We start from the raw sequence: 25,373 nt of genomic DNA on the forward strand, positions 1-25,373 counted from the left end.
AATGTTTTATGAATTTTACTTGTTGGTACTCATCAATTCCATTAACAAATTAATGCAAAGCGAGAATAGGTACATCGCTATTATAACCAATTTCCTTAATTAGAGGTCTAGAGAAAACATTACCAAAAAAGAAGTGTTTACGGTTTATGAAAGACACCATATCGCTTTCTCTACTTTCAATAAAACTCTGTATACCTTTACCTAGATTTTTTTCGGTAAGTGTGTGAAATTGGTGTGCGGTCTCACTTAATATTAATGATAACAATTGCTTGTTGCTCTGTTGAGTTTTAGTAAGTACTTTATTCTTTTCTAAATGTAAAATAGCAATTTCAGCATTATGCATTTTAGCCAATTCTATAAGGTATCTAAACTCCGATCGTTTATAAGCGTCTTTAAAATCTGTCGGAAAAACAATCTCTTTAGGAGACATAAAAGATACATGTTCGGGTATAGCCAATACAGGGCATTCCCTTATTTTTTCCATAGCCATAACTGTATTACTACCAAATAGAACACCTTTTGATCCTGTAGCACCTTTGGTTCCCATGGCAACTAAATCGATATCTTTTTCGGCGATTATTTTTTTAATTGCTTCAGAAAGATAACTATAAGATGATTCAGTGTAGTAATTATGCTTTAGGTTGTCTGGGTGCAATGCTAAGGTATCTAGAAGCTTAACAAAATTCTTTTCGCAATCTTCTTTAGCCTGTTCAAATACAGCGCTACCTTCTTCGGGAATACTTAAACTATTAGTTGTGTATTTATCAAAACTGAATACGTTCAAAAAATAGAAATCACAGTTTAATTTAGCATATAAATCAACAGTATATCTAATTGCATTCAAGGCATTTTTAGAAAAATCGGTAGGTATTAGAATACGTTTATTCATTGTTAAATGATTTAGATTGTTCTATAAATATATAGTCTAGTCAATTGATTTACTATGATAAATATCAGTCTTGCACCGGTAGAATTAAAAACGGAATAGTGGCATAAATACTTAAATCCATAATTACGGGTTCATGTAAAAAACGCTCAAAGAATTTTCTTCTATGATACGCCATTGCCAACATGCTGATCTCTCTTTCAGCTATAAAATCTTGAATAACATTTGCCTTATCGGCATAGTTCCAAATCTCATCATAACTATGCGGTGTTTCTTGAAAGCAGGTATCTAATAGTTTTTGGTTAGATAGCTGTTTAGAAGTCATTACTTCTTCTTCATTAATGTGCAGAACAGCAACAGATGCATCTGAAATTGATGCGATATCTAAAAGCGTAGAGATAGAGCTTTTAGTACAACCCTTTTTATAATCGGTAACAAAAGCGATTTCTTCAATAGGTTTAAAGGCGATTTCTCTCGGTATGGCCAGAATAGGGCATGTTGTAATAGTATTTGCAATTTGTATGGTATTGCTGCCCATAAATAATTCTTTGGCGCCCGTTTTACCTTTGTTGCCCATAACTACCAAATCGATATCATGAGTATCTATCGTATTAGAAATTACACTAGCAAGGCTGCCTTTACTAGAAATAGTATTGAATTTGTGTATCTCTTTACCAGTATCAAGCACAATTTTATGCGCTGTTTTTGTTAAGTTTTCTTGAGACAGATTCTGTAAATGTTCCATCTCTTTCTGACCTGTAAATAGCGCATCTTTTGCACTCAAGACAATATCATCATAAGCATGAACTATATGAAATGTGCATGCTGTTGATGCAAAAATTTGGGTAGCATAAAAAAGGGCGTTATACGCTTCATTAGAAAAGTCTGTTGCTACAAGTATGTTTTTAATGTTCATAATTTTTATTGAGGAATTACTAAAAATGGTACTGTTACATGAAAGCCGATTTTCTTAATTACGGGCTCAATAAACAAGCGTTCTAAAAAGGTATGCTTGTTTTGTACCATGACTAATAAGTTTATTTTTTGCTTAATTTGAAATTCATTTATTGCCGCTATAATCTCATTACTACTTACTTCATGAAAAAATCCGCTTTCAGATAATACTTTAGCTAATTGTTGTTTATTTTTTTCTTGAACAGGAGTAAGGTCGTCACCAGTATATACATGCATGACGTTTACCTGCGATATATGAGAATTGGTGATTTTAAGCAATTGTGCCAAGCTTTTTTTATCTAGTGATACTTCAAAATCATTAGGAAAAAGAATCTGCTCTGGTGCTTCAAATTCAAATCCTGATGGAATGACCAAAACGGGGCATTTGGCATTTTTAATAACATGAACGGTATTAGTACCCAGTAAAATTTCTTGTGCACCAGTTGCGCCTTGCGTACCCATTACAACAATATCGATACCTTCAGCCTCTACAGTTCTGGTAACCTCGCTAGAAAGTACATTTAGAGCAGAATGCGTAATAAAAGTATGCAAAGGATTTTCAAATTCTTTTTGTAATTTTTCTTTCAGGCTTTTAAGGTTGTCTTGAGAGTTCTGTTGAACGATATCTCCAAGACCTATTTGCGCAGGGCTACCCATTAAATATTCGGTATGGTATACAGGCGGCATGTAGCTATTTAAAAGATAAAAAGTACATTTTAAATCTTTATACAATTTCAGGGCATAATGTATTGCCGTTATAGAATTTTTAGAGAAATCTGTGGGTAATAAAATACGTGTCATAGTACTATAATTTTGATATTTTAAAATTAATGCGAGAAGATTACAAATAGTATGATATTCGTCATCATTGAAGATTTTATTAATTACTATTATTAAGTTGTAAACCACCTCGCGGCTAGCCCGATAGGTATTAAAGTGAGATTTTTATTTAGACTTCGACTCAAGCGTCGGAACATTTAAATATCGATTATCGAGTAAATACAAACCGATGAAAAAGAAATTCAGAAAAAGTATAGCAGAAGATATACCTACATTGGTCTATTTTTATGCGACTTGGTGTGTACCCTGTAAGTTGATGCGACCTATTGTAGAACAAGTGGTGGGGGAGTTGGGTACTGCTATAAGCAGTATAGAAATAGATGTAGAAATTAAAAAGGGAATTGTAAAAAGATATAAAATTAAAGGTGTACCGACTTTAATACTATTTAAGAGCGGTACACCCCTTTGGCGACATACTGGTGTTATGCCAGTTGAAGATATAAGAATAGCCATAAAAGAACATTTGTGATGCTTTTTTCAAGCTAATCAATATTATTCGTGTATCACTAAAAATGGCACTTTCGTATGATAGCTAATTTTTTCAACAGTCGGTCTAAATAGAATACGCTCTAAAAAATTAAGGCTTTTGGCGACCATAATGAGCATATCTAAATTTCTACTTTCTGTAAAGCATTGAACGGACTCATCTATATTTTTTCCGGTAACTTCATGAAAGGTGCATTCCGTTTCCTTATAATAATCAAGTAATAAGTTTTTGATTTTCATTTGATTGGCATTTAGTTCTTCACCTTTACTAGAAACATATAACAATCGTAAAGCAGACTTTTTTAGTAGGATGATATCTTTGATGGTATCAAGTATTCGAACGTCGTATGATAAATTTAAATCAGAAGGAAAACCTATTTCTTCAACTTTTTCATAAGTAGCATCTTCTGGCACAGCCATTAGCGTACAAGGCACTTTTGTAATTACATTACCTGTATTGCTACCCATAGCTACAGATTGAAGACCAGATGCCCCTTTTGTACCCATTATTATAAGTTCAATATTCTTTTTTTTGACCAAATCTTTAAGCTGATCCGTTAGAAAACCATAGATAGCTTTAAAATGAAATTCATGCTTAACGTTTAATGGTAACTGCTCTATTTTTTTGCTGAGTTCTTTAAGTTGTTCTTTACTTTCAGCTAGTATGGTGTCTTCTAAAATATCTGGTGCTATGTACATTGCAGCTTCACCACTAACGTTGGTGTCAATGGCATTAACGTGAACAATATGAAAGGTGCAATGTGTTTTTTTAAAGAAAGAAATACCATAAACTAATGCATTCCATGCATTATCTGAGAAATCTGTAGGTATTAATATATTTTTCATTGTAGTCGTTTTAATATTAGAAAAGATGCAGTGCTATTGGGGTAAGAATAAGACCGGTATTTTAGAATTAAATGCAATCTTTTTTACAACAGCCTCACCAATAACTTTTTCCCAAAAAGTATGCTGATGGCGTAGTATGGCCAAGAAACTAGCATCTTTGTCTTCAGTATATGTGTCAATACTTTTAGAAGTATTGATCTCAAAAGGTATATTCTTAAATTTAATATCAAACCCAGATAACCGTTCTTTTAAAACTTCTTTATGAGCCTCTTGGTTATCGTTTAAATTAAACTCTATCGCTACGTGAACTACTTCTATATTGGCATTCCAAATTTTAGTAAGCTCAATAATAGCGTCAAATAAATTTTTCTTGTAAGGGGCACTAAAATCAGTTGCGAAAAGTAGTGTCTTAAGACTTTGAAAGTTATAATCTGTAGGTACCACAAGAATGGGTATGGTTTTTATAAGATTTAATACCTTAACCGTATTACTGCCCAAGAAAACTTCTTTAGCGCTTGTTGCACCCTGCGTACCCATGATTAATATATCGATATCATTCTCGTTCAAAACGGCTTCGACTGAATCTTCTAAATTACCTGGGTTTGAAAGTGCTGTAAATTGATGCTTTGGATTTTTGTGGTTTATTTTAAGATATGAGAGTACTTCATCTAACTCTTCTGTAGAGTATTTTGAAAGCGAATCATATATAACACCTAACCTTTGTTGGCTTTTAGAGCCCATTAAATTTAATGGTGTAGGTTCGTAAGCATGCAATAAGTAAAAATGACAATCTACTTCTGCGTATGTTTTTAATGCTGTAAAAATGGCGTTCCAGGCATTATCTGAGAAATCTGTAGTAATCAATATCTTTTTCATAGCAGTATATTTTAATTAGCGGGGTAGATTTTGCATTACCAAAAACGGAATAGTAGGTGAAAGACCAATTTCATCAATAGTTGATTGGTACAGTAAATCTTCTAAAAAAGAATGTCTTGAGTTTACCATTACTAGTAAATCGATATCGTTTTCTTTAATATATTCGGTAATCGCATTTGCCCTATTATGAACACCAGTTCTTACGAATGACAACCTAGCATTTGGCAATGACTCTTCTAAGAATTTTTTGTTATCTAGCTGTCTAAGACTTAAGTCTTCAAAATCAGAGATGTACAAGCTCAGAACTTCTGCTTTGAATTCTCCTGCCATTATATCTAGCAGTTTCAATTCTCGACGTTTATAAGGAAGCATGTAATTACTAGGGAAAAGTATTTTCTTAGGTTGACTATAATCGTATTGATCAGGTACAGCCAAAACCGGACATTTTACATACTTAAAAACCTGTACAGTATTGCTGCCAAAGGTGATTTTAGAACTAGCTGTTTTACCTTTGGTACCCATTATTATGAGGTCAATATTTTTTGAATCGGCAAAATCATTAATAGCATCAACCAAAGATTCGAAAGAAGAAATTGCTTCGTATTTATGAAGTGGATTGTGCGTTTTTGTTTGTGTATCAGTTACAAGCTTTTGTAATTTATTCTCAGATGCATCGGCAATTATTTTCTTTTGTTTGTCGAATGTATCCTTATCTACATTATGATAAGGTCCATATACTTCATCTGCATATGCATGTACAAAGTAAAAATTGGTACGCTCACACTTAAAAATATTAAGGGCATATGCAATCGCGTGATCTGCATTACTCGAGAAATCTGTAGGAATGAGAATATTTTTCATAGCTTTCTTGTATTAATACTTTAAAAGTATAGGAGGGCACGAAAAAAACCTATGATAAATATCATGAGGGGTAAAAGCAAAACATAAGTTTAACTTTTAAGGCATTCACTGGTAAGGTGTCTTGATTAAAAGAACAACACTCGTTAGACTAGGCGATTAGGGTATGCAGCATATATTGTTGAATATTATTTCATAAAACTAGAGGTCATAAATGTCAATATTTATAATGACAAGTTTTATTTTTGAAAACAGTACCTTACAATTAAAATATAGCATTCATGATCATTCATAATTTAGGCGACGAAAATTCAATACTAAATACTTTTATTTCAGAAATACGAGATACGCACATTCAAAAAGATGCAATGCGTTTTCGAAGAAATATAGAACGAATAGGAGAGGTGTTAGGTTACGAGGTAAGCAAAGAATTGGAATACGCCATTAAAAATGTTACTACTCCGCTTGGTCACAAATCCATGAATTTAAGTCAAGATCAAGTAGTTATATGCTCTATTTTAAGAGCAGGTTTACCCTTACACCAAGGACTTTTAAATTACTTCGATAATGCTGAAAACGGATTCATATCCGCATTTAGAAAGCATGAAGGCGATGAAGATGATTTTGAGGTGATTGTCGACTATTTTGCGGCACCATCTTTAGAAGGTAAAGTACTTATACTTACAGATCCTATGTTAGCAACAGGCAGAACTTTAGAAAATGTTCTAGAGGGATTAAAAAAGCACGGAACACCCAAGCAAATTCATATCGTGTCGGTGATAGGATCGCAACAAGGCATTGATTTTATTGAGAACATTTTCCCTGAGAACACACATTTATGGATCTCTGCAATTGACCCAGAATTAAATGCTAGAGGTTATATTATACCAGGTATCGGCGATGCTGGTGATTTGGCATATGGACAGAAATTATGATGATATGTTCTTTTTAGAACGCTTTATCCCTTTTACAAATTCATACCAAAGTACAGAAATTGCACCTATAAGAATCGTTGTACCTAACTGAGCTAACGATAAAGGTTCAAATTCAAAAAAGCGGGCTAATGCAGGTACATAGATTATCGCTATCGAAAGAATGATAGTAAGACTTATTATTAGTGGTACCAAATTATTCTTGTATTTCAAGGTTGTAAATATCGAATAATAAAAAGATCGGTTGACCAAAGTCAAAAAGATATTGGCTACTATTAAAACCATAAATACCATAGTTCTGGTAGTATTCTCAGAGAAGCCAACAGCCACTGTATATTGATAAATTACTAATGCACCAATAGTTATAGCTAAACCCTGTAAAACACTTGTTGTTAGTTCTTTGTAATTGAAAAAAGTAGTAGAAAAAGGTCTCGGTTTTTTAAACATGAGGTTCTTTTCTAAAGGTTCGTTTTCAAAAATTATAGAGCATGTTGGTCCCATAATTAACTCCAAAATAATGACATGAGATGGTGAGAATATATTCGGATAAATCCACCGTAACGCTAAGGGTATAAATACCGTAAGGATGATTGGTATGTGTATAGAAATGATATACTGAATTGCCTTTTTCAAGTTGGTATATATTTTTCTACCCATGGCAACGGCATCGACCATTTTAGATAGATCATCATCAACCAAAATCAATGAAGCCGCTTGTTTTGCAATTTCTGTACCTTTTTTACCCATGGCAATGCCAATATGCGATGCCTTTAAAGCCGGACCATCATTTACGCCATCGCCCGTCATTGCTACCACCTCATTGTTTTTCTTTAATGCATTTACAATTCTAAGTTTCGCATCGGGAAACATTCTAGAAAATACGTTGATGTCTTTTACTTTCTCTTGTAATTCGGCATCTGTAAGTAGCATTAACTCATCACCAGAAATACACTTTTCGTATCCTTTAAAATTAATCTGTTTGGCGATTGCCATAGCGGTATTTGCATTATCACCGGTAACCAGTTTTACTTGTATACCTGCATTGTCAAAGTCTTGCAGTACTTGTGAAATATTATCTTTTGGTGGATCATAGAAAGCGATAATTCCCTTAAAATCAAATTTAAAATCTTGCTGCTCTTTTGGGTAGTTTTCTCCTTCAAATAGCGCTCTACCTACCGCAAGCATTCTATAGCCATCTTTACCTAATGCTGTAAGTGTGTTTTGAATGATTTCAATTTCAGAAGTAGTCAAATTCGATACCGCTATAATAGCTTCAGGGGCACCTTTGGCGGCAATGATCTGTTTGCCATTGGTATTTTGAAAGACATGCGTCATCATGGGCGGCTTACCACCTAAGGGGTATTCATGAACCATTTTATAATTGGGGCGTTCATCGTTATCGGTTAGCCTACCGTATTCATCATGAATGGCAATTTCCATAGGGTCAAACGGTATAGGTTCACTCGCCCACATAGAAGTTGTTATAAGCTCTTTTTCGCTGCCGCCTAATATATCTTTAGTGTCTACTATGTTACCAGTCTTTAAGGTAAATAGTTTGGCTAAAGCCATTTTGTTCTGTGTAATAGTACCCGTTTTATCAGTACAAATAACAGTTGCACTGCCTAAGGTTTCAACTGTCTTCATCTGCTTTACCACAATACCCATTTTCATTAATCGCCAGGCGCCTAACGCCATAAAAGTGGTAAATGCAACAGGAATTTCTTCAGGTAAAATACTCATAGCTAAGGTCAATGCCTTTAGTAAACTGTCGAGTACAATTCCAGAACGCAGGTAATTTATTCCCCAAACTAGTAGAAAAATAACTCCGCCCCAGATGGACATTAATTTTACGAAATTGAAAATCTTCAGTTCCAAAGGTGTTTTTTCTTCGGTAATATCTTCCAGGCTTTTTCCTATTTTTCCGAGTTTGGTTAAGTTCCCTATAGCGGTAATTTGGGCAATAGCTAATCCGCTAGCAACGGTGCTTCCTGTGAAAATTAAATTATCTGTATTTATAGCATCCTTATATATAGAAAGTGATTCGCCGGTTAATATCGATTCATTTACAGAAAAATCATTTGAGTGAACTATAACACCATCCGCAGAAATTGTAGTGCCTTCTTCAACCATTAGATAATCACCAACAACAATATCTTGACTATCAATTTCGACAACTACACCGTTGCGTATGACCTTACTTTTAGGGTGGGTAAGATTTTCGAGATTCTCTAAAGCCTTTCTACTTCTAGAATCTTGGTATAATGATATGGAGCCCACAAGAACAATAGCAGAAGCTAAGAAAACACCATCACCCCAATTACCTGTTATAAAATAAATAGATGAAGCTATAAGTAACAATATAACCATAGGCTCTTTTGCAATGCTTTTTAGGGCATTTAAAAAGCTGTTTTCTTTCTTATAATTAAAAGAATTTAAGCCATGTTCTTTTTTAGAAGCATCAACCTGTTGGTCTGTGAGTCCGGCAATTCCAAAATCTTCAGGATTGATCATGTGCTAGTTTTGGTTCAATTAAAATTAATAACTACTAAAGTATCTGAAATCTTTAGGTAACTCCCTGATATTTATCATATGTTTTGCGCCTATAAGTTTGCAATTTTATAGTGTAATAATCTTAAAAGTAAACTGTAATGGAAACTACCATGAATGATATAAAAATAATAATGAAAGAAACATACTCTAAGTTAGTTACGTTTAAGCGTAAAGAGAATAGAGAATCATTTAATAAAGAATTATTAAAAGTGTTGCCTCAAATTTACCGGTACGTTTCTAAAAGATTGAATAGCGCTGTAGCCAATGGTAAGTTGAATAAAGGTATGTTCAATCCAAGCGATTTTACAGACCAATTATTTATTGAGGTATATGATAATATCGATGATATAAAGAGTGAAAACGAGTTACATGTATTTCTATTCAAAAAAGTAGATGAGTTGTTAGAAGATAGTTTAGTAGAAGAGGAGTTCGATCATGTATTTTTTGATAATATAGATACCTATTCTAAACCAGAATGGGATGCTATGGAAGAAAATTATACGCAAGATGGAGATGGCGATTTTTTACTATTAGAAGAATTGGATGACAGTTCTTTAGACAAAACGAATTATACCCTTAGTCATGTCTTTATAACTGATGAAGAAAAAAAATTGGCAGATAAGCTAGACGCATCTTTAGATAAAGAGCGTATCTATAACCATATGCAGCTGGTGTTAGATAAAATGAATTTACCTATGAGAACGGTATTTGAACTTTTTACGAACGAAGGTTTAACTACTGAAGAAATAGCAGATATTCGTAAAACAACACTAGACCAGGTTGAAAAGTTGTTAGCTTCGGCAAGGCAACTACTTAAGAATAGTTTCGAGAAACGATTTCTTATAGATAGTAATTAAAAACAAAAATGCTCTCAAAAATATTTGAGAGCATTTTTTATACTCGATAATCGAGATTTGAATGATCCTAGGCTTTCCCCGAGGTAATTTCCTATGAAAGTATTTTAGTCGGTATTCCTTAATTTACCTGCTAGCTCATTGATTTTTATACGGAAGACAATAGACGATTCTTCAGTGTCTATTTTTGCAGAAAATTCACTTATACATTTAGGGTTTTTACCGTAATTATCTGAAATTACTTTTTTAACGCCCTCAGAAAATTCATGTAACATATGTTTCGCATCGATACGAGAAAGTTCTTCGAATGTGCCTTGTACCAAAACAGATTTCCAATTAGTAATAGTGGTAATATTATCTATAGATAGACACACTGCTGGGTTTTTTCTCATTTCCTGAATCTTATGTCCTTCAGAAGAATAGCTTGTTATGGTGTTGGTATCCGAATCGTAGAAAAACGTAATAGGTACAATATGTGGGCATCCACCAGAAATATAGGCCAGTCTACCAATGTAGTTTTGCTTCAGTAATGTAGCACATTCTTTTTCATTTAAATTTCTTCTCATGACCTATTGTTGTTTGTTGATGCGATAAAAGTATAAATCATTGAATTAGTGGTACATGATATTCGTCAGTAGTTGAAAAACTATAGTGAACTACGAATTCTAGTTCAACCCCAACGAATACTAAAAGGTACCCATTTTACGAGTAGTTCGCAGTTAGATTTGACTTCAAATAATAATAATCTAAAACTACGATCATGAAACTACTTTACACCTTTTTACTGTGTTGCACCATCTTCACAGGCTTTTCTCAAGATAATGACAGTCCGTATTTATTGGTATCTACAGAAGATGCGGTCATACCCTTAAAATCTTCAAAAACAGAAGTTGAAATATCTGGTACTATTGCTCATGTTCGGGTGACACAGGTATATCAAAATAATGGGGCAGGGGCAGTAGAAGCTAAATATGTATTTCCGCTTTCTACTCAAGCAGCGGTTCATAAAATGCAGATGACTATTGGCAACCGAATTGTAAATGCCAAAATATTTGAAAAGCAAGAAGCTCAAGAAGTTTATGAAACCGCTTTGAGCGAAGGCAAGCGAGCAGCGAAGTTAGACCAAGATAGACCCAATGTTTTTAAAATGAACGTGGGTAATATTATGCCTGGCGATGAAATTGCCATAGATATCTATTACACAGAAATATTGGTACCTGTAAACGGAGAATATCAGTTTGTGGCACCAGGTGTTGTAGGTCCTAGATTTACGGGTGAGAGTACTAAAAATGAAGAGAGCTTTAATATGCCATACACGGCAAAGGGTATTGCAGATAGTTTTGATTTTGATATGACAGTGACCTTAAATGCGGGTATGATCATTCAGAATATAAACAGTACAAGTCATAAAGTAACTGTAAAGCATCCTGATGCGAAAACAGCAGAAGTCTTTTTATCCGAGGATAATATAAATCCGTCGAACAGAGATTTTATCTTGAATTATAACTTACGAGGAAATCAAATACAAACAGGGTTATTGATGTATGAAGGGGAAGATGAGAACTTCTTTACCTATCAAATGGAGCCAAATAAGCATGTGGAGTTAGATGATATTCCGTCACGAGAGTACTTGTTTATAGTAGACGTATCTGGTTCAATGAACGGATACCCTTTAGAAGTATCAAGACAATTAATGCGAAACCTACTTTGCAATTTACGAATGAGCGACACCTTCAATGTTCAGTTATTCGCTTCTAGTTCAACTGTTTTCAGTGCGACACCAGTAGAATCGACCGAACAGAATATTGAAGCTGCCATTCGTTTTTTATCAGAAGGTCAAGGCGGTGGTGGTACCGAATTATTGAGTGCATTGCATGAAGCATACAGATTACCAAGAAAAGATTTGGGCAGTGCCCGTTCTATGGTCATTATTACCGATGGTTATGTTAGTGTAGAAAAAGAAGCTTTTGAGCTGATCAGTAAAAATCTAGACAAAGCCAATGTATTCACCTTCGGTATAGGTTCTAGCGTCAATAGGTATTTAATAGAAGGTATGGCTAAAGTATCGAACAGCGAATCGTTTATTGCAACGACCTCAGAAGAAGCGGCAGAAGTAGCTAAAGACTTTGCTAAATACATTTCTACGCCACTATTAACACGAGTAAAAATTGAATCGAAAGGCTTTGATATGTATGACCTTGCCCAAAAAAGTATACCAGATGTATTCGCTGCGAGACCGGTAATTATTCACGGTAAGTATAGAGGTAAGGCTGAGGGTAAAATTATTGTAACCGGGTATCAAGGCAAAAAACGATTTAGAGAAGTGTATAATGTATCTGACGGACATTTAAGCAAGTCGAACAAAGCATTACGTTACTTATGGGCAAGAAAGAAAATAGGGGAGTTAGATGATTATAGTAACCTATTTAATGAAGACGTAAAAGCAGAAGTAATTGCCTTAGGATTGAAATACAACTTACTTACCAACTACACCTCTTTTGTAGCAGTAGATGAAGCCATAGTAAATGCAGACGGTTCATTAACTAAAGTGAAGCAACCGCTGTCAATGCCTAATAATGTAAATAATTCAGCCGTTGGTGCAGAAGCTGAGGTCAAAGAAAGTAGCAAATTCAAACGCACTTTTACCATAGATTTTGAAAACGAAATAGAGAAGAATGTAAAAAGACAATTGACGATGGAGTTCAAAGTAATGTATAGCAAACTGGTAACTGAGTACTTAGAAAAGTATGAAAGCCTTCGTATAAAATTCAATGCAGAAGGTAAGGTGATACGTGTAGAAAAATTAGAGAATGGAAGCTGGAATGTGGATGAAAGCATGCTATTAGAAATGGAGAAAATCAGTTTAAGATCTCTTAAAAAAGAAATGACCATAACTCTGAAAAAATAGGTAGTTAGTTTTAGTTAGTTGGTTCTCCGAAGGGAGAAGAAGACCTGTGAGATTTTTAAAATCTTGCAGGTTTTTCTTTTGTAATAAACTCAATAAAAAACAGGTAGAGAATGAATAATTACAGCATGTTCAACGAATACTAGATGAGGTGCTACGAATACTAGAAGACCTCCTTAAAAGCCCTGTCTCTGCTGTAATTTAGTAGTGTAGAAAGAAAACAACTAAAATAAATATTATGAAAAAATTAATCCTATTCGCCTTTTTATTCAGCATTTATATCACCAATGCGCAGCAGTTCGAATTAACCGATACCTATGATATCTCGAACCAAAGAAGTAGTGGTCAAGAAGACGAAGACACTTGGTTGGTAGATGTAGTAGCATCACAAAATCCAGAAAGACATGTGGCGACATTGTCCATTGCCGATTTCGGTTTACTAGATGAAATACGCATCTCGGTTTTAAGCAATCCGGATTTAGAAGATATCAATGAAATTTTAAAAGTAACACTAGCGTATAACGCCTGCTGTTCAAGCACAGAAGAGTTCTATTATTTGGTAAGTAATGACAATGACTTTATCGCGCTGCCAAGTATTAAAAATGAGTATGCCTACGAACCTATTTCAGACATACACTACATTTTTCCTAACCAATTATTTGGTAAAGAAGGAACCATATTAAGAGCAGCATTAGAATACACAGAAACAGCTACAATTAAAGATATTAAAGTACTTAGAAGCATTGCCTGGAACGACGATGATTTTGATACTGAAGACGCTATAACAGCAATTAATTATTAATAACCCTTAAAATTTAGAATTATGAAAAATTTAAAGAAAAGTGCCTTATTCCTATGCTTATTTGCATTTGTAAACATGTTCGCCCAAAGTGTAGAACAAGTAGAATTTGAAGTGATGGATAAAGATATTCCTGCCGAAGAATTAACGTATGAGTATTTATTGGCTCACAAAGTATTTCTTCGTGAAAAGCCATCTGTTAGAAGTAAAAAAGTAACACTTCTCGATATCGGAACTAAAATGGTATTGTGGGAAAAAAGCATGTACTCTAAGGAGATAGATGGCATCAATAGCCACTGGTACCGAGTAACAACAGGCAATGAAACCGGATGGGTTTGGGGAGGTATGATCGCTCAGAAATCTTTTGGTAGTATTGCAGACAACCAGGTAAAGTTTGTTTATGGGTTTGAAAGTAGTGCCAAAAACGAAGCGGGAGTTACAGAAACAAAATTCCAGTTACGTGCTTTTAAAAACGGACAACAATTAGATAAAATGGTATTAGATAGTCTTGTGGCGATTCCGGTTCATATTGAAAACCACGGTAGTTTAGGTTTGTTCAATGTTGAAGATGTTATCACGGTAGATTTAGCCGATAAAGATACAGGTTACCAAGTAGGTAAGAGCTACTTGTTCTGGAACAATGGTAGATTCAAGAAAGTGGCAAGTTTAATAGACTACGCAGATACCAATTATTTAAAGACTGAGTCTTTTGTTTTTCCGTCGGATATGCAAGGCGTTAAGAGTACTATTTTGTTGAAAACGACCATTACAAAAAACATCAAAACTTTAGATGATGCCTTGGCACAAAACAACGTAGAATTCATTACTACTTCGTATGTGTGGAACGGGTCTAAGTTGACTAAAAAAGAAGAAGTTCGCGAGATCAAAGATGATGCTGTAGTTAGTATAGACTTTTAAAAAATAGCTATGAATAAGTGTTTAATTATAGTATTGGTTTATGTGCTAATGCTAGGTAGTAAGAAGCCGTTTTCGCAACAGTCGGGAGCGGCACTTGCTTCACCTACCAAAAAAGAAATAGTACAAGAAGCTATTATTTTTATTGCTGGTTTTGATGAAGGTGATAACACCTATTATGGCAATGCCAAGCAATATTTTGAAAAGCAAGGAATGCCAATTGTAGATAGTTTATATGCTATTGATGAGATTTTAAGTTATTTAAATAGTGCAGGGGAGAACCAAGTGCGTTTTAAAGAAATACATATTGTAAGTCATAGTAATGCCTGGTTGGGCATGTCTCTAAAGACTACAAAAACAGGAGAGCGAATTACCGTAAGCACATTGCAAAATGCAGTACAAGAGTATAGTATAGAAACGATGTGTGATAACACTGCCAGTGGTTCTAAAATTATTTTTCATTCGTGCGGATTGGGTGAAAATCAACCCTTACTTCAAGAATTGAAAAATACATTTAAAGCAGAGCAAGTAGTGGCATCCTCATATTTTAATGTATTCGGTGGTAAATATGCAGATCACTATTTGGCAAAGCCCTATTACGGATATTATCCAACAGCAGAATCTAAAGGACCTGCGCATCTTGCAAAGGAGTTTAAACAAGCATATCCTGATGTAGCTATCGATTGGTTTAATGCGTTAAAAACAAGGCAAGAGTCTTCATTTGGTAAAGCCTATAGTTTCAAGTTTAATATTCCGATAGATTGGGAGTTTACTTTTGATGCTGTTACCGATATTCCTACTTTAGAAGACAAAGAGGCAATTATGGATTGGATTTCAGAATCTCCAGAAATGGCTGAGGTACTATTTAAATTGAACATTCCGATAGAAAAATTCCGTTGGAGAAGTAGGGTACAAGGAAATAAATTAATAATAAAAGGAAAAACAACCGTACTCTGCGTATTGGCACCTATTTTGCAGGCTAATGATGCTAGTGAGTATCAAAACACAAACATACAAGACCCTTTATTATATCAAATATTATAGGCATAACAACGTTAGATAATTACTTAAAATAGAACACATATTTGAATCTGCTTAGAACATACGTCTTATCGGTATTTTGTTTTTTAGGAACAATGTATGTAGCTGCGCAAAATAGCCAGTTACGAGCATATACCATAGCAGATGGTTTACCACAGTCTCAAGTCTATGATATTGTACAAGATGAAATGGGTTATCTATGGTTAGGAACCCAAGGTGGCGGATTGGCAAATTTTGATGGCGAAACCTTTGAAGTATGGAATGAAAGTGACGGTTTACTCTCTAATTATATTGATGCCTTATATACCGCAAATGACTCTCTTTTTGTGGGAACCAGAAAAGGACTTTCTATAAAAGTAAAGAACAACTTTGTAAATTTTAATTCCCCACAAATTCTTCAATTCTACACTGCTGAAAATGTGCTGTATGTGGGTACTAAAAAAGGTCTCTATAGCTATTCTAAAAATAAAGAATTAAGTAAGGTTACTATTAATCCTGAAATAGATTCTAGCGAAATTAATTCCATATTTTTTGATGGAAATTATTATTGGTTAGCAACTAATAACGGCTTATGGAAACTGAATGAATTAAGAGATTCAGCAACAGAAAAAGCAAAATTAGAAGTCAATAATTTTAAGTCCGTTATTGCACATCAAAACAAAATTCTTGCGGCTACATTTGATGATGGTGTTTTTATAATTGACGTAGAAAATACTGATGATCAGTTTCTAATGCCAGAACCATCACGTATAAACTCCATGTCAATTCAAAATACAGATGAGCTATGGATAGCTACTGACAATGAGGGTATAGCAATTGTAGAGACGAATACCTTTGCTGAGGTCAAGCAATTGAATACAGCTAGTGGTTTAGCAACTCCGCATATTAGAAAAGTAGTAAAAGATGACAATGGCAATTTATGGATTGCTACATCTGGTGGAGGATTTTACAAGTACTTTCAGAATAACTTTAAGCACTATAATCAAAGATCAGGTCTTAAGGGAAATCGGGTTTATGCGGTACATAATGCTGCAGACGGATTATGGTTTTCCACATCAGAAGCTGGTTTAGCAAAAATAGATTCCTCGGGAATTCACGCATTACCAAGTAAGGGTACATTTTTCGATGTCAAAATCAAGACAATCGATAGCGATTCAAAAGGCAATATTTGGGTAGGATCAGACAATAGAGGGCTTTTATTTCGAGAAACTAAAATGGTAGACAGTTTAGTGTTTTCTTCAAGCGAAACCTTTTTAATACAGATAGATACCGTTTCCGTTGAAAGAACTACTAATCATATCATTGATGAAAGCAAAGGCTTTCCGTCAGATTGGGTGCGAACTGTAATTGCCGAAGATGATTATATATGGGCAGCTACGTATGCATATGGTATTGTGAAATTCAATTACTATTCTGACAATGACAGTTTGGTGGTTAGAAAAACCTTTTCGAAACGAAATGGAATTACCGACATGCTGATAAAAGGCATGGTAAAAGCACCAGATGGTAAGCTGTGGTACTCCACGCAAAATGGTCATTTGGGCTATATAGAAAATAATAAGGTGACGAGTATTGAAACTGGTTTGGAGCAGCAAACAGCTATTGGTACAATTTTTTTCCATGAAGAAACTATCTACTTAGGTACTTCTGGTAAAGGTATTTGGTATGCAAATAGTACCAATCCCGTAAATTTTCAACAATTAAAAGGAAGCAAGAATTTATCTTCAAATAATATCTATCAGCTCATTTTTGATGATCAAGGGTATCTGTGGGCAGGCTCAGAAAGGGGAGTCGATAAAATAGAATTGAACAAAGCAAATGAGATTTCAGACGTATATCACTTTGGTAGAAATGACGGATTTCTAGGTATAGAAACCTGTTTAAATGCGGTAGATAAAGATGAACAAGGTAACCTGTGGTTTGGTGCCATTTATGGGCTAACAAAACATATACCAAGTGAAAGTAAGAAAGCATCGTTACCACCAACGGTATATTTTACGGGGGTAGAGGAGCGTTATAAAAATATAGATTCACTAGTTTTAAAAGACTGGACGAATAGTAACAAGGTACTGCAACTAACTCCAGAGCAGACACAACTAGGTTTTTCATTTAGAACGGTAGATGTGGATCACCCAAATGAAATAGAATACAGAACAAAATTAGATGATACAGAGTGGAGCCCGTGGGTGAAAGAAAACAAACAGAATTTTGCCGGACTCGCATATGGTGCACATACCTTTTCGGCGCAATCTAGAAATTATAGATGGCAAGAAAGTGACCCTATCAAATTCAGCTTCTTCATTGATAGTCCGCTATATAAAAAAGATTGGTTTCAATGGTCGGTTTTAGCATTGGCGATATTGGTGTTATTGGGTATTGGATTGTTTTATATCCGTAAGATTAAAGCAAAAAACAAAGCAGCTCAAGAGCATTTGAAAACTCAGAATTACCTGCTTACTTTAGAACAGAAAGCATTGCAATTACAGATGAATCCGCATTTTATATTCAATGTGTTGAATGGAGTAAAAGCAATGGCAGGCAACAAGCCAGAAAAGATGGATGCCACTATCAACAGCTTCGCCGTATTATTGAGGGAAACACTACAGAATTCTAGAAAAGAACATATAAGTTTAGACCAAGAAATAAATGCATTGCGACATTATGTAGAAGTAGAGCAATTAATGGCACAGAAACCTTTTGAGTATATCATTGATGTTCAAACCAACCCTGATGCCGAAGAGATATTGATTCCGCCAATGTTAATTCAGCCCTTTGTAGAAAATGCAATTAGGCACGGTATATTGAAAGGCGATAAACCGGGCAAACTTGAGATAGGTTTTAGTACTAGCGAGACACATTTACAATGTAGTATTATTGATAACGGATTAGGAATTTTTAAATCGCAAAGCGAAAAGCCAAAAACAGACCATCAATCTATGGCATTGACGGTGACCAAAGAAAGGCTAGAATCAATTGCGGGTACAAATACCCTGCATATTAGTGAAATCAAAAATGAAGACGGTAGTATTGATGGTACCAAGATTACCTTTAAAATACCTTTACTAACAGATTATTAAAGACCTATGCATACAGCTATAATAGTAGAAGACATGATTGATGCCATGACCCTTTTAAAGAAGGATATTGAGACCCGGCATCCAGATATTGAAATTATCGCCACGGCACAGAGTGTAGTGGAAGCCGCCAAGGTATTGCGTAAGAATCAGCCCGATATTCTGTTCTTGGATATTATGTTGGGTGATGGTACGGGATTTGATATTTTAGAGATTTTCCCAGACCTGAAGTCTAAAATCATATTCGTAACTGCAAGTGATGAATTTGCGATACGCGCTTTCAAATTTGCTGCAATTGACTACGTATTAAAACCATATTCGAATGAAGATTTAAGTTTGGCGATTTCACGTGCAAAAGAGCAATTACAGCCAAATAAAGAACGTTTGCAAATTTTGAAGGAAACGATTGCAGCGCCAGAGAAAAAGCCGAACAAGATTTCATTACATACGCTAGATCAAATTATCATCGTCAGCTTAGATGACATTATTCGGTGTGAATCCGATAGTAACAACACCATTTTTCATCTTCAGGATAAACGCAAAATTTTCGTAACAAAGACTTTAAAGTACTTTGCCGATTTATTGAGCAGTCACGATTTTGTACGCGTACACCAAAGCCACTTGGTCAACTTGCAATGCATCAGTGCCTATATAAAAACCGATGGCGGTTATTTAATGCTTAAGAATGGAGAGAATGTTCCGGTTTCTGTCCGTAAGAAAACCGAGATTATTGAGATTTTAGATAAGATGCATAGGTAGGGGGACAGTTGGATACATAGATTTTACTTCAAATATTGAACACATTTATATAAACTTTTGGAATTGGTAGAAACACTTCATTTTATTTCCGAAATACTAAGAGTTGATATAATCATTGCATTCGGATTCTATACGATAGTATTCTTTTTGGTCCGATATTTTTCTAAGCATAAAGAATTCTTGAATAACTTCGATAGAACGGCAATTAATTTGGTCATATTTTCAGGTATAGTTTTCGGTGTATTATGGTTTATTAGACTTTTTATTTCTTATGTAGAAATAGAAAGCGAGATGGACAAAATAGCTTTTACTCAAAGATTAACTGGTAAATACTCATTTGGAATTTGGCTACAGCCACTATTCTGGGTGTTTTTAAGTCAGTTGTTGTGGTATAAAAAAATAACCAATAATTTATTTTATAGATTACTTCTAAGCCTAATGTTTTTGGTTTCATTTGAAAGGATGGTTGTTATAGCAACTTCATTACATCGAGACTATTTACCTAGTAGTTGGAGTTCAGGACTAAATTTTGGTCAAGTATTAGCTGGAACAACTGGTAAAGTAGTAGTATTCATTTTGATTGTGGGTATAATACATCTATTACTTAGCTGGGTAAAAAACGAACTGAAAAAATGAGAGAGATAGATATACTCTTTGTGGATTGGGGTTTTTCAAAAAATGATATTTCCAAAATTATTTCTGAAACTAAGAACCTACAAATATTTAATATTCGAAACATTATTAGAAAAGAGTCTCAGGATAAAAGTGAAATAGGCAACGAAATTCTGAAAATTATAAGTAATGGAGAACTACTTAACAATAAGCTCATTGAAAAGTTAATAAACAAAAATCTAAGAGAATCTAATGAAAATTTATTATTGATATTTTATCCTAACGTCGTTGAACAGTTTCATGAATTACAAAGAATAATTGTTAAAGAAAAAATAGTCTTAAACAAGATTTGGTACTTTAGGCATAGTGATTACTTGGAATTTATGAAACATCATTTCGAGTTTCCAATCAATAAAAAGTACCTAGATAAATTCGGTAATAAGTTAGCGGAAGAATGGATAACCATGTTTCAAAAAAGAAGAGAAAATATTAATATCATTAAAAGTGTTGCTACATCGGTGGAATGGATGGAGATTGAATTGGATTATTTATCTCTTTTTAATTCTGAATACATAAATAAGCGAATAAAAAAACGTATTTAACATGTACCCATCCAGAATTTTATCCTTAATTATGAAAAAACAGTTTCTGTTTTCGATTTTTGTATTGATTTTTATGCAACTATTTTCGCAAGATACTTTGGTTTTCTCTCAGGAAAATTCTTCGATGTTTAGTAACAGGTATTTTTTAAATCCAGAATCAAAAACTTTTGAGCATAAGTATAACACTGATGACGGACAACTTTGGTATGGCGAAGGAAATTATGAAATTAAAAGAAATAGATTATTCTTACATTTCGGAGATTCTGAAAAGGCAATCAAAAGTGAAAATCAAATCACCAAAATTTATGATCGCGTAAATAAAACTGACACTTTGATTGTTCAAATTATTGATACACAAGATTTTGCATTTGTACATATTAAATACAACGAAGAGTATTTTTATGGAGATTTAGATAACGGATTAGTGAAAATTCCAAAAAGTAAATTTAAAGATATAGAAAATCCGATAGTACAGACTTCTCTTCAAGGTTCACTCATATCTATAGAATTGACTGAAATTTCAGAATTGAATTTTATAAAAATCACAGGTATTGATATTAATACGATATATCATTTTGAATCAAATTTCAAACGAAATTTATCTTTCAAAAAGAATAAATTAAAATCGAAAGATTTTTATAATACATCAAAAAAAAAGAAAGTAACATTTATAGTTGAAGAATAAAAAAGGCATTGTTATTCTGTAGATTCGAGATTATTAATATTTTATTTAATATGTACTGAAAGGTGGGGTGATATCAAACCATTATTTAAATCACTATGAGAAGCATTTTTATATTTACTTTATTACTGATTTCTCAATTGATTTTTAGTCAAGTCGATAATAAATACGCAAAAGAAATTGATAAATACTTTATTTACAAGGATTGTAAAGATTTATCAAATAGTTGGGATAATAATTTGTGTTCGAAGAAAAAAATTACGGACTATGTTTTCAAATACTTTGATTGGGAAAAAATAGAAAGTAAAGAGATAGAATATAAAATTTGGTTTAAATTTTACTTTAATGAGGATGGTTTAATTTCCAATTATGAAATTCAAACTGATGAAATAACAGTAAAATCTCAAATTGTACATCTATTGAATCCATTGTTACCAGATTTTTCATTGGTTGACAGTAATAATAAACCGATTGCGGGTCAGTACGGCTTTCCTTGTCGAATCAGTTTAGTTAAATAATTATCCTTACACCCAATTTTCAATTTTCTACCAAACCCTTCCGAAGAACAGAAAATCAAGGGGCTATTTTTCCATTATTCCCAAAAACATCACTTTCCGTTATATTTTATGTTAAGGTTAACATAATTGTTACAAAACCCTGTCTATTTTTAGAGGACTAGAATTTGAAGGTTTAAAATGACCTTTTAATCTTCTGGTGTATTTTAGTTTTCATATCACACTAAGAGAACCAGAATATTACGAATTGAACTCACTATATATGTTATTCTTTGGGATTGCATATTCGATTATAAAGAAACAATTTAAAACGAACACATGAAAAGAAGAGATTTTGTACAGTACGCCGGGTTGGGTGCCGGAGCATTAATGATGCCGTCATTATTGCTAGGAAAAGACATCCCGACGGAAGCTTTACTAGAACCTGGTATGGATGCCTTGATTAAAAAGAACATGGCAGATGTCGCCCTAAATACGGCAAAGTCCTTAGGCGCTACATACGCTGATGCTAGAATAGGTAGGTACTTAAACCAATATGTGTTCACAAGAGAAGACAAAGTACAGAATGTAGTAAATACCGAATCTTTTGGTATTGGTATTCGTGTAATCGCAAATGGTACTTGGGGTTTTGCATCAACAAATAGTGTAACCGCAGACGGAATTAAGAAAGCAACAGAGCAAGCAGTTGCTATTGCAAAGGCAAATTCTAAAATACAGAAAGAACCGGTAAAGTTAGCTCCCGTAAATGCATACGGAGAGGTTTCTTGGAAAACTCCGATCAAAAAAGATTTTAAAGAAGTTCCTGTTTCAGAAAAGGTAGACCTTTTATTAAGTGCCAACGCTGCCGCTTTGGATAACGGAGCGAACTTTGTGAATTCTGCCTTATTCATGGTGAACGAGCAAAAGTACTTTGCATCGACCGATGGTTCTTACATTGATCAAGATATTCACCGCTTGTGGCCAACCTTAAGGGTAACGGCTGTAGATAAGGCTGCGGGTACTTTCAAGACCAGAGAGAATATGAGTGCTCCCGTAGGTATGGGCTATGAATATTTAGACGGATTGGAATCTGAAAAATTAGAAGGTCCTGCAGGGTTACGTTTATACAGAAACAGTTATGACATGGTAGAAGATGCTACTATGGCAGCGAAACAAGCTAAAGAAAAACTAACGGCAAAATCTGTTGATGCCGGTAAATATGATTTGGTATTAGAACCGAATCACCTTGGGTTGACCATTCACGAATCTGTGGGTCACCCATTAGAATTGGATCGTGTATTAGGCTACGAAGCAAATTACGCCGGTACTAGTTTCGCCTCATTAGATAAATTAAAATCAGGCAATTTTAAATACGGTAGCGATATTGTAAACCTTGTTGCAGATAAGACCCAAGTTGGTTCTTTAGGCGCTGTTGGATATGATGATGAAGGAGTGAAAGCTAAGAAGTGGGATTTGGTACGTAACGGAGTATTGACGAATTTTCAAGCGATACGTGACCAAGCACATATGATCGGTGAAGAGGAATCTCACGGTTGTTGCTACGCACAAAGTTGGGACGATGTACAGTTTCAGCGTATGCCTAATGTTTCTTTAGAGCCGGGCAAAGAGAAGTATTCTATTTCTGAAATGATTAAAGATGTTGAAAAAGGAATTTATATAGCTGGTCGTGGATCGTACTCAATTGATCAGCAACGTTATAATTTCCAGTTTGGTGGTACTGTTTTTTACGAAATTAAGAACGGAGAAATCGTTGGCATGTTAGAAGATGTAGCATATCAATCGAACACCCAAGAGTTTTGGAATTCATGTGTTAAGATTTGCGATAAAGATGACTACCGTTTATTCGGTACATTCTTCGATGGTAAAGGGCAGCCTTCTCAGGTGAGCGCTGTATCTCATGGTAGTTCTACTGCCAGGTTCAATGATGTAAACGTAATTAACACTGGTAGAAACATTTAATTGTTTCACGTAAAAAAGACAACAATGGCAATTTATACAAAAGAAGAAGCAAGAAAAATATTGGAGAAAGCATTGAGTTTTTCCAAAGCCGATACCTGCGAGATAAATTTAAGCGGCTATAATAGCGGCAATATCAGGTACGCAAGAAATACGGTATCTACATCAGGTTTTAGTTCAAACCAAAGTTTGGCTGTACAATCTAGTTTTGGTAAAAAATCTGGAACGGCTACTATTGATGAGTTCGATGATGCATCGTTAGAAAAGGTGGTGAGAAGGGCAGAAGAGTTGGCACAACTTTCTCCAGAGAACCCTGAGTTTATGGAGCCATTAGGTCCGCAGGTGTATGATGAATCGGTAACATACAGCGAATCAACAGCAAATGTAACTCCGGAATATAGAGCAGAAGTAGCGAGCAGTAGTATTGTTCCTGCGGATGCAAAAGATGTTACCGCAGCAGGATTTTTAAATGATTCTGCAGGCTTTAGCGCAATGATCAATTCAAAGGGACTATTCGCTTACAACCAATCTACAGATGTAGAGTTTACAGTAACCATGCGTACCAATGATGGTACAGGTTCTGGCTGGGTATCAAGAGATTTCAACGATGTAGATAAGTTTGATGCTGATGAGGCAGCAAAGACTGCTATTGACAAAGCAGTGCTTTCTCGAGAAGCAAAGGCAATAGAGCCAGGTAAATACACGGTGATATTAGAACCAGCTGCTTCGGCAGATTTGTTGCGTAATATGTTTCGTTCATTGAATGCACGTACTGCTGATGAGGGTAGAAGCTTCATGTCCGCAGCTGATGGTAAAAATAAGATAGGAGAGAAAATAGTTGACGAGCGTGTTAATATTTATTCAGACCCGTTGAATCCTGAAGTACCAACATCAACTTGGAACGGTGCAGGACAGCCATTAAAGAAAACAAGCTGGATTGAAAACGGAGTGGTTAAAAACTTGGCGTACGACCGTTTTTGGGCAAAGGAAAAAGGTGTTGAGCCTGTTCCATTTCCGTCCAACGCAATTATGACAGGTGGTGATGCAAGCTTAGAAGAGTTAATTAAGAGTACTAAAAAAGGAATTCTGGTTACACGTTTATGGTACATCCGTAGCGTAGATCCACAGACCTTATTGTATACAGGACTTACAAGAGATGGAACGTTCTATATTGAAAACGGAGAAATTAAATACCCTGTAAAAAACTTCAGGTTTAATGAGAGTCCGATAATCATGCTGAACAACTTAGAAACCCTTGGTAAGCAAGTGCGTATCGACGGTAATTTAATACCATATATGAAAGTTCGTGACTTTACGTTTACGAGTCTTTCAGATGCAGTATAATTGATATTTTGATTAGGTAAGCTGGTTGTTTGTGACATATCACAACAGCCAGTTTTCTTTTTTCCTACTGAATAAAAACTCAAACTA

General features: G+C 34.5%; 23 protein-coding genes. 15 read left to right on the forward strand and 8 right to left on the reverse strand.

Annotated elements, in window-relative coordinates; all coding sequences use genetic code 11:
• Positions 1-49 precede the first annotated feature (49 nt).
• From ACJJVT_RS02845 to ACJJVT_RS02855, 3 genes are all read right to left on the reverse strand, one after another.
• Complete coding sequence (locus ACJJVT_RS02845) at positions 50-889, reverse strand: universal stress protein (protein WP_405396301.1); 840 nt, start codon at positions 887-889, stop codon at positions 50-52.
• Between the two features lie 64 nt (positions 890-953).
• Complete coding sequence (locus ACJJVT_RS02850; RefSeq protein ID WP_405396303.1) at positions 954-1,802, reverse strand: universal stress protein; 849 nt, start codon at positions 1,800-1,802, stop codon at positions 954-956.
• A gap of 5 nt (positions 1,803-1,807) precedes the next feature.
• Entirely contained in the window at positions 1,808-2,641 is an 834-nt protein-coding gene (locus ACJJVT_RS02855) for a universal stress protein (RefSeq protein ID WP_405396304.1), read from the reverse strand.
• 208 nt (positions 2,642-2,849) lie between these two features.
• Here ACJJVT_RS02855 and ACJJVT_RS02860 point away from each other — a divergent pair, with 208 nt between their 5' ends.
• The gene (locus tag ACJJVT_RS02860) at positions 2,850-3,149 is read left to right on the forward strand and encodes a thioredoxin family protein (protein ID WP_405396307.1); all 300 of its coding nucleotides are present in this window, start codon (positions 2,850-2,852) and stop codon (positions 3,147-3,149) included.
• 23 nt (positions 3,150-3,172) lie between these two features.
• Here the strand turns inward: ACJJVT_RS02860 and ACJJVT_RS02865 are convergent, their stop codons facing one another.
• Genes ACJJVT_RS02865 through ACJJVT_RS02875 form a run of 3 tightly spaced genes read right to left on the reverse strand, consistent with a single transcriptional unit; the run spans position 3,173 to position 5,749 of the window.
• Positions 3,173-4,012 (reverse strand): universal stress protein, encoded by an 840-nt coding sequence (locus ACJJVT_RS02865; protein WP_405396308.1) that lies wholly within the window; start codon positions 4,010-4,012, stop codon positions 3,173-3,175.
• Between the two features lie 33 nt (positions 4,013-4,045).
• Complete coding sequence (locus ACJJVT_RS02870; protein ID WP_405396310.1) at positions 4,046-4,888, reverse strand: universal stress protein; 843 nt, start codon at positions 4,886-4,888, stop codon at positions 4,046-4,048.
• Between the two features lie 15 nt (positions 4,889-4,903).
• Positions 4,904-5,749 carry a universal stress protein gene (locus ACJJVT_RS02875; RefSeq protein WP_405396311.1) on the reverse strand — a complete coding sequence of 282 codons (846 nt, stop codon included), beginning with the start codon at positions 5,747-5,749 and terminating at the stop codon, positions 4,904-4,906.
• Between the two features lie 278 nt (positions 5,750-6,027).
• On the opposite strand from ACJJVT_RS02875, the gene upp reads away from it, so the two are divergent.
• The gene (gene upp, locus ACJJVT_RS02880; RefSeq protein ID WP_405396314.1) at positions 6,028-6,681 is read left to right on the forward strand and encodes a uracil phosphoribosyltransferase; all 654 of its coding nucleotides are present in this window, start codon (positions 6,028-6,030) and stop codon (positions 6,679-6,681) included.
• Here upp and ACJJVT_RS02885 read toward each other — a convergent pair.
• Positions 6,676-9,189: a cation-translocating P-type ATPase gene (locus ACJJVT_RS02885; protein ID WP_405396316.1), complete on the reverse strand. Its 2,514-nt coding sequence runs from the start codon at positions 9,187-9,189 to the stop codon at positions 6,676-6,678. The two genes, upp and ACJJVT_RS02885, sit on opposite strands and share 6 nt — an antisense overlap.
• Positions 9,190-9,326: 137 nt before the next feature.
• Here ACJJVT_RS02885 and ACJJVT_RS02890 point away from each other — a divergent pair, with 137 nt between their 5' ends.
• The gene (locus tag ACJJVT_RS02890) at positions 9,327-10,085 is read left to right on the forward strand and encodes an RNA polymerase sigma factor (RefSeq protein WP_405396317.1); all 759 of its coding nucleotides are present in this window, start codon (positions 9,327-9,329) and stop codon (positions 10,083-10,085) included.
• Positions 10,086-10,189: 104 nt separating this feature from the next.
• Here the strand turns inward: ACJJVT_RS02890 and ACJJVT_RS02895 are convergent, their stop codons facing one another.
• Complete coding sequence (locus ACJJVT_RS02895) at positions 10,190-10,648, reverse strand: pyridoxamine 5'-phosphate oxidase family protein (RefSeq protein ID WP_405396318.1); 459 nt, start codon at positions 10,646-10,648, stop codon at positions 10,190-10,192.
• 194 nt (positions 10,649-10,842) lie between these two features.
• Between ACJJVT_RS02895 and ACJJVT_RS02900 the strand changes: the two genes are divergently transcribed.
• From ACJJVT_RS02900 to ACJJVT_RS02955, 12 genes are all read left to right on the forward strand, one after another.
• On the forward strand, positions 10,843-12,990 hold the full coding sequence (locus ACJJVT_RS02900; RefSeq protein ID WP_405396320.1) for a VIT and vWA domain-containing protein: 2,148 nt from the start codon (positions 10,843-10,845) through the stop codon (positions 12,988-12,990).
• A gap of 235 nt (positions 12,991-13,225) precedes the next feature.
• A complete protein-coding gene (locus ACJJVT_RS02905) occupies positions 13,226-13,789 on the forward strand; it encodes a hypothetical protein (RefSeq protein ID WP_405396322.1) in 564 nt (187 codons plus the stop codon).
• Positions 13,790-13,810: 21 nt separating this feature from the next.
• On the forward strand, positions 13,811-14,704 hold the full coding sequence (locus ACJJVT_RS02910; RefSeq protein ID WP_405396324.1) for an SH3 domain-containing protein: 894 nt from the start codon (positions 13,811-13,813) through the stop codon (positions 14,702-14,704).
• A gap of 9 nt (positions 14,705-14,713) precedes the next feature.
• Positions 14,714-15,745, forward strand: a complete 1,032-nt coding sequence (locus ACJJVT_RS02915; RefSeq protein ID WP_405396325.1) for a hypothetical protein — start codon at positions 14,714-14,716, stop codon at positions 15,743-15,745.
• Positions 15,746-15,837: 92 nt separating this feature from the next.
• On the forward strand, positions 15,838-18,819 hold the full coding sequence (locus tag ACJJVT_RS02920; RefSeq protein WP_405396327.1) for a two-component regulator propeller domain-containing protein: 2,982 nt from the start codon (positions 15,838-15,840) through the stop codon (positions 18,817-18,819).
• Positions 18,820-18,825: 6 nt separating this feature from the next.
• A complete protein-coding gene (locus tag ACJJVT_RS02925) occupies positions 18,826-19,575 on the forward strand; it encodes a LytR/AlgR family response regulator transcription factor (protein ID WP_405396329.1) in 750 nt (249 codons plus the stop codon).
• Between the two features lie 63 nt (positions 19,576-19,638).
• Positions 19,639-20,211, forward strand: a complete 573-nt coding sequence (locus tag ACJJVT_RS02930) for a hypothetical protein (RefSeq protein ID WP_405396331.1) — start codon at positions 19,639-19,641, stop codon at positions 20,209-20,211.
• Entirely contained in the window at positions 20,208-20,789 is a 582-nt protein-coding gene (locus ACJJVT_RS02935) for a nucleoside monophosphate kinase (RefSeq protein ID WP_405396333.1), read from the forward strand. The genes ACJJVT_RS02930 and ACJJVT_RS02935 overlap by 4 nt, the downstream gene beginning before the upstream one ends.
• A 31-nt stretch (positions 20,790-20,820) precedes the next feature.
• Positions 20,821-21,474 carry a hypothetical protein gene (locus tag ACJJVT_RS02940; protein WP_405396336.1) on the forward strand — a complete coding sequence of 218 codons (654 nt, stop codon included), beginning with the start codon at positions 20,821-20,823 and terminating at the stop codon, positions 21,472-21,474.
• Between the two features lie 95 nt (positions 21,475-21,569).
• Positions 21,570-21,989 carry a hypothetical protein gene (locus tag ACJJVT_RS02945; protein WP_405396338.1) on the forward strand — a complete coding sequence of 140 codons (420 nt, stop codon included), beginning with the start codon at positions 21,570-21,572 and terminating at the stop codon, positions 21,987-21,989.
• Positions 21,990-22,304: 315 nt separating this feature from the next.
• Entirely contained in the window at positions 22,305-23,945 is a 1,641-nt protein-coding gene (locus tag ACJJVT_RS02950; protein ID WP_405396339.1) for a TldD/PmbA family protein, read from the forward strand.
• A 24-nt stretch (positions 23,946-23,969) separates the two neighbouring features.
• Entirely contained in the window at positions 23,970-25,286 is a 1,317-nt protein-coding gene (locus ACJJVT_RS02955) for a TldD/PmbA family protein (RefSeq protein ID WP_405396342.1), read from the forward strand.
• Positions 25,287-25,373 lie beyond the last annotated feature (87 nt).

The sequence above is a fragment of the Maribacter sp. Asnod2-G09 genome (assembly GCF_045063795.1).
In the GTDB taxonomy this organism is placed as follows: Bacteria; Bacteroidota; Bacteroidia; order Flavobacteriales; family Flavobacteriaceae; genus Maribacter.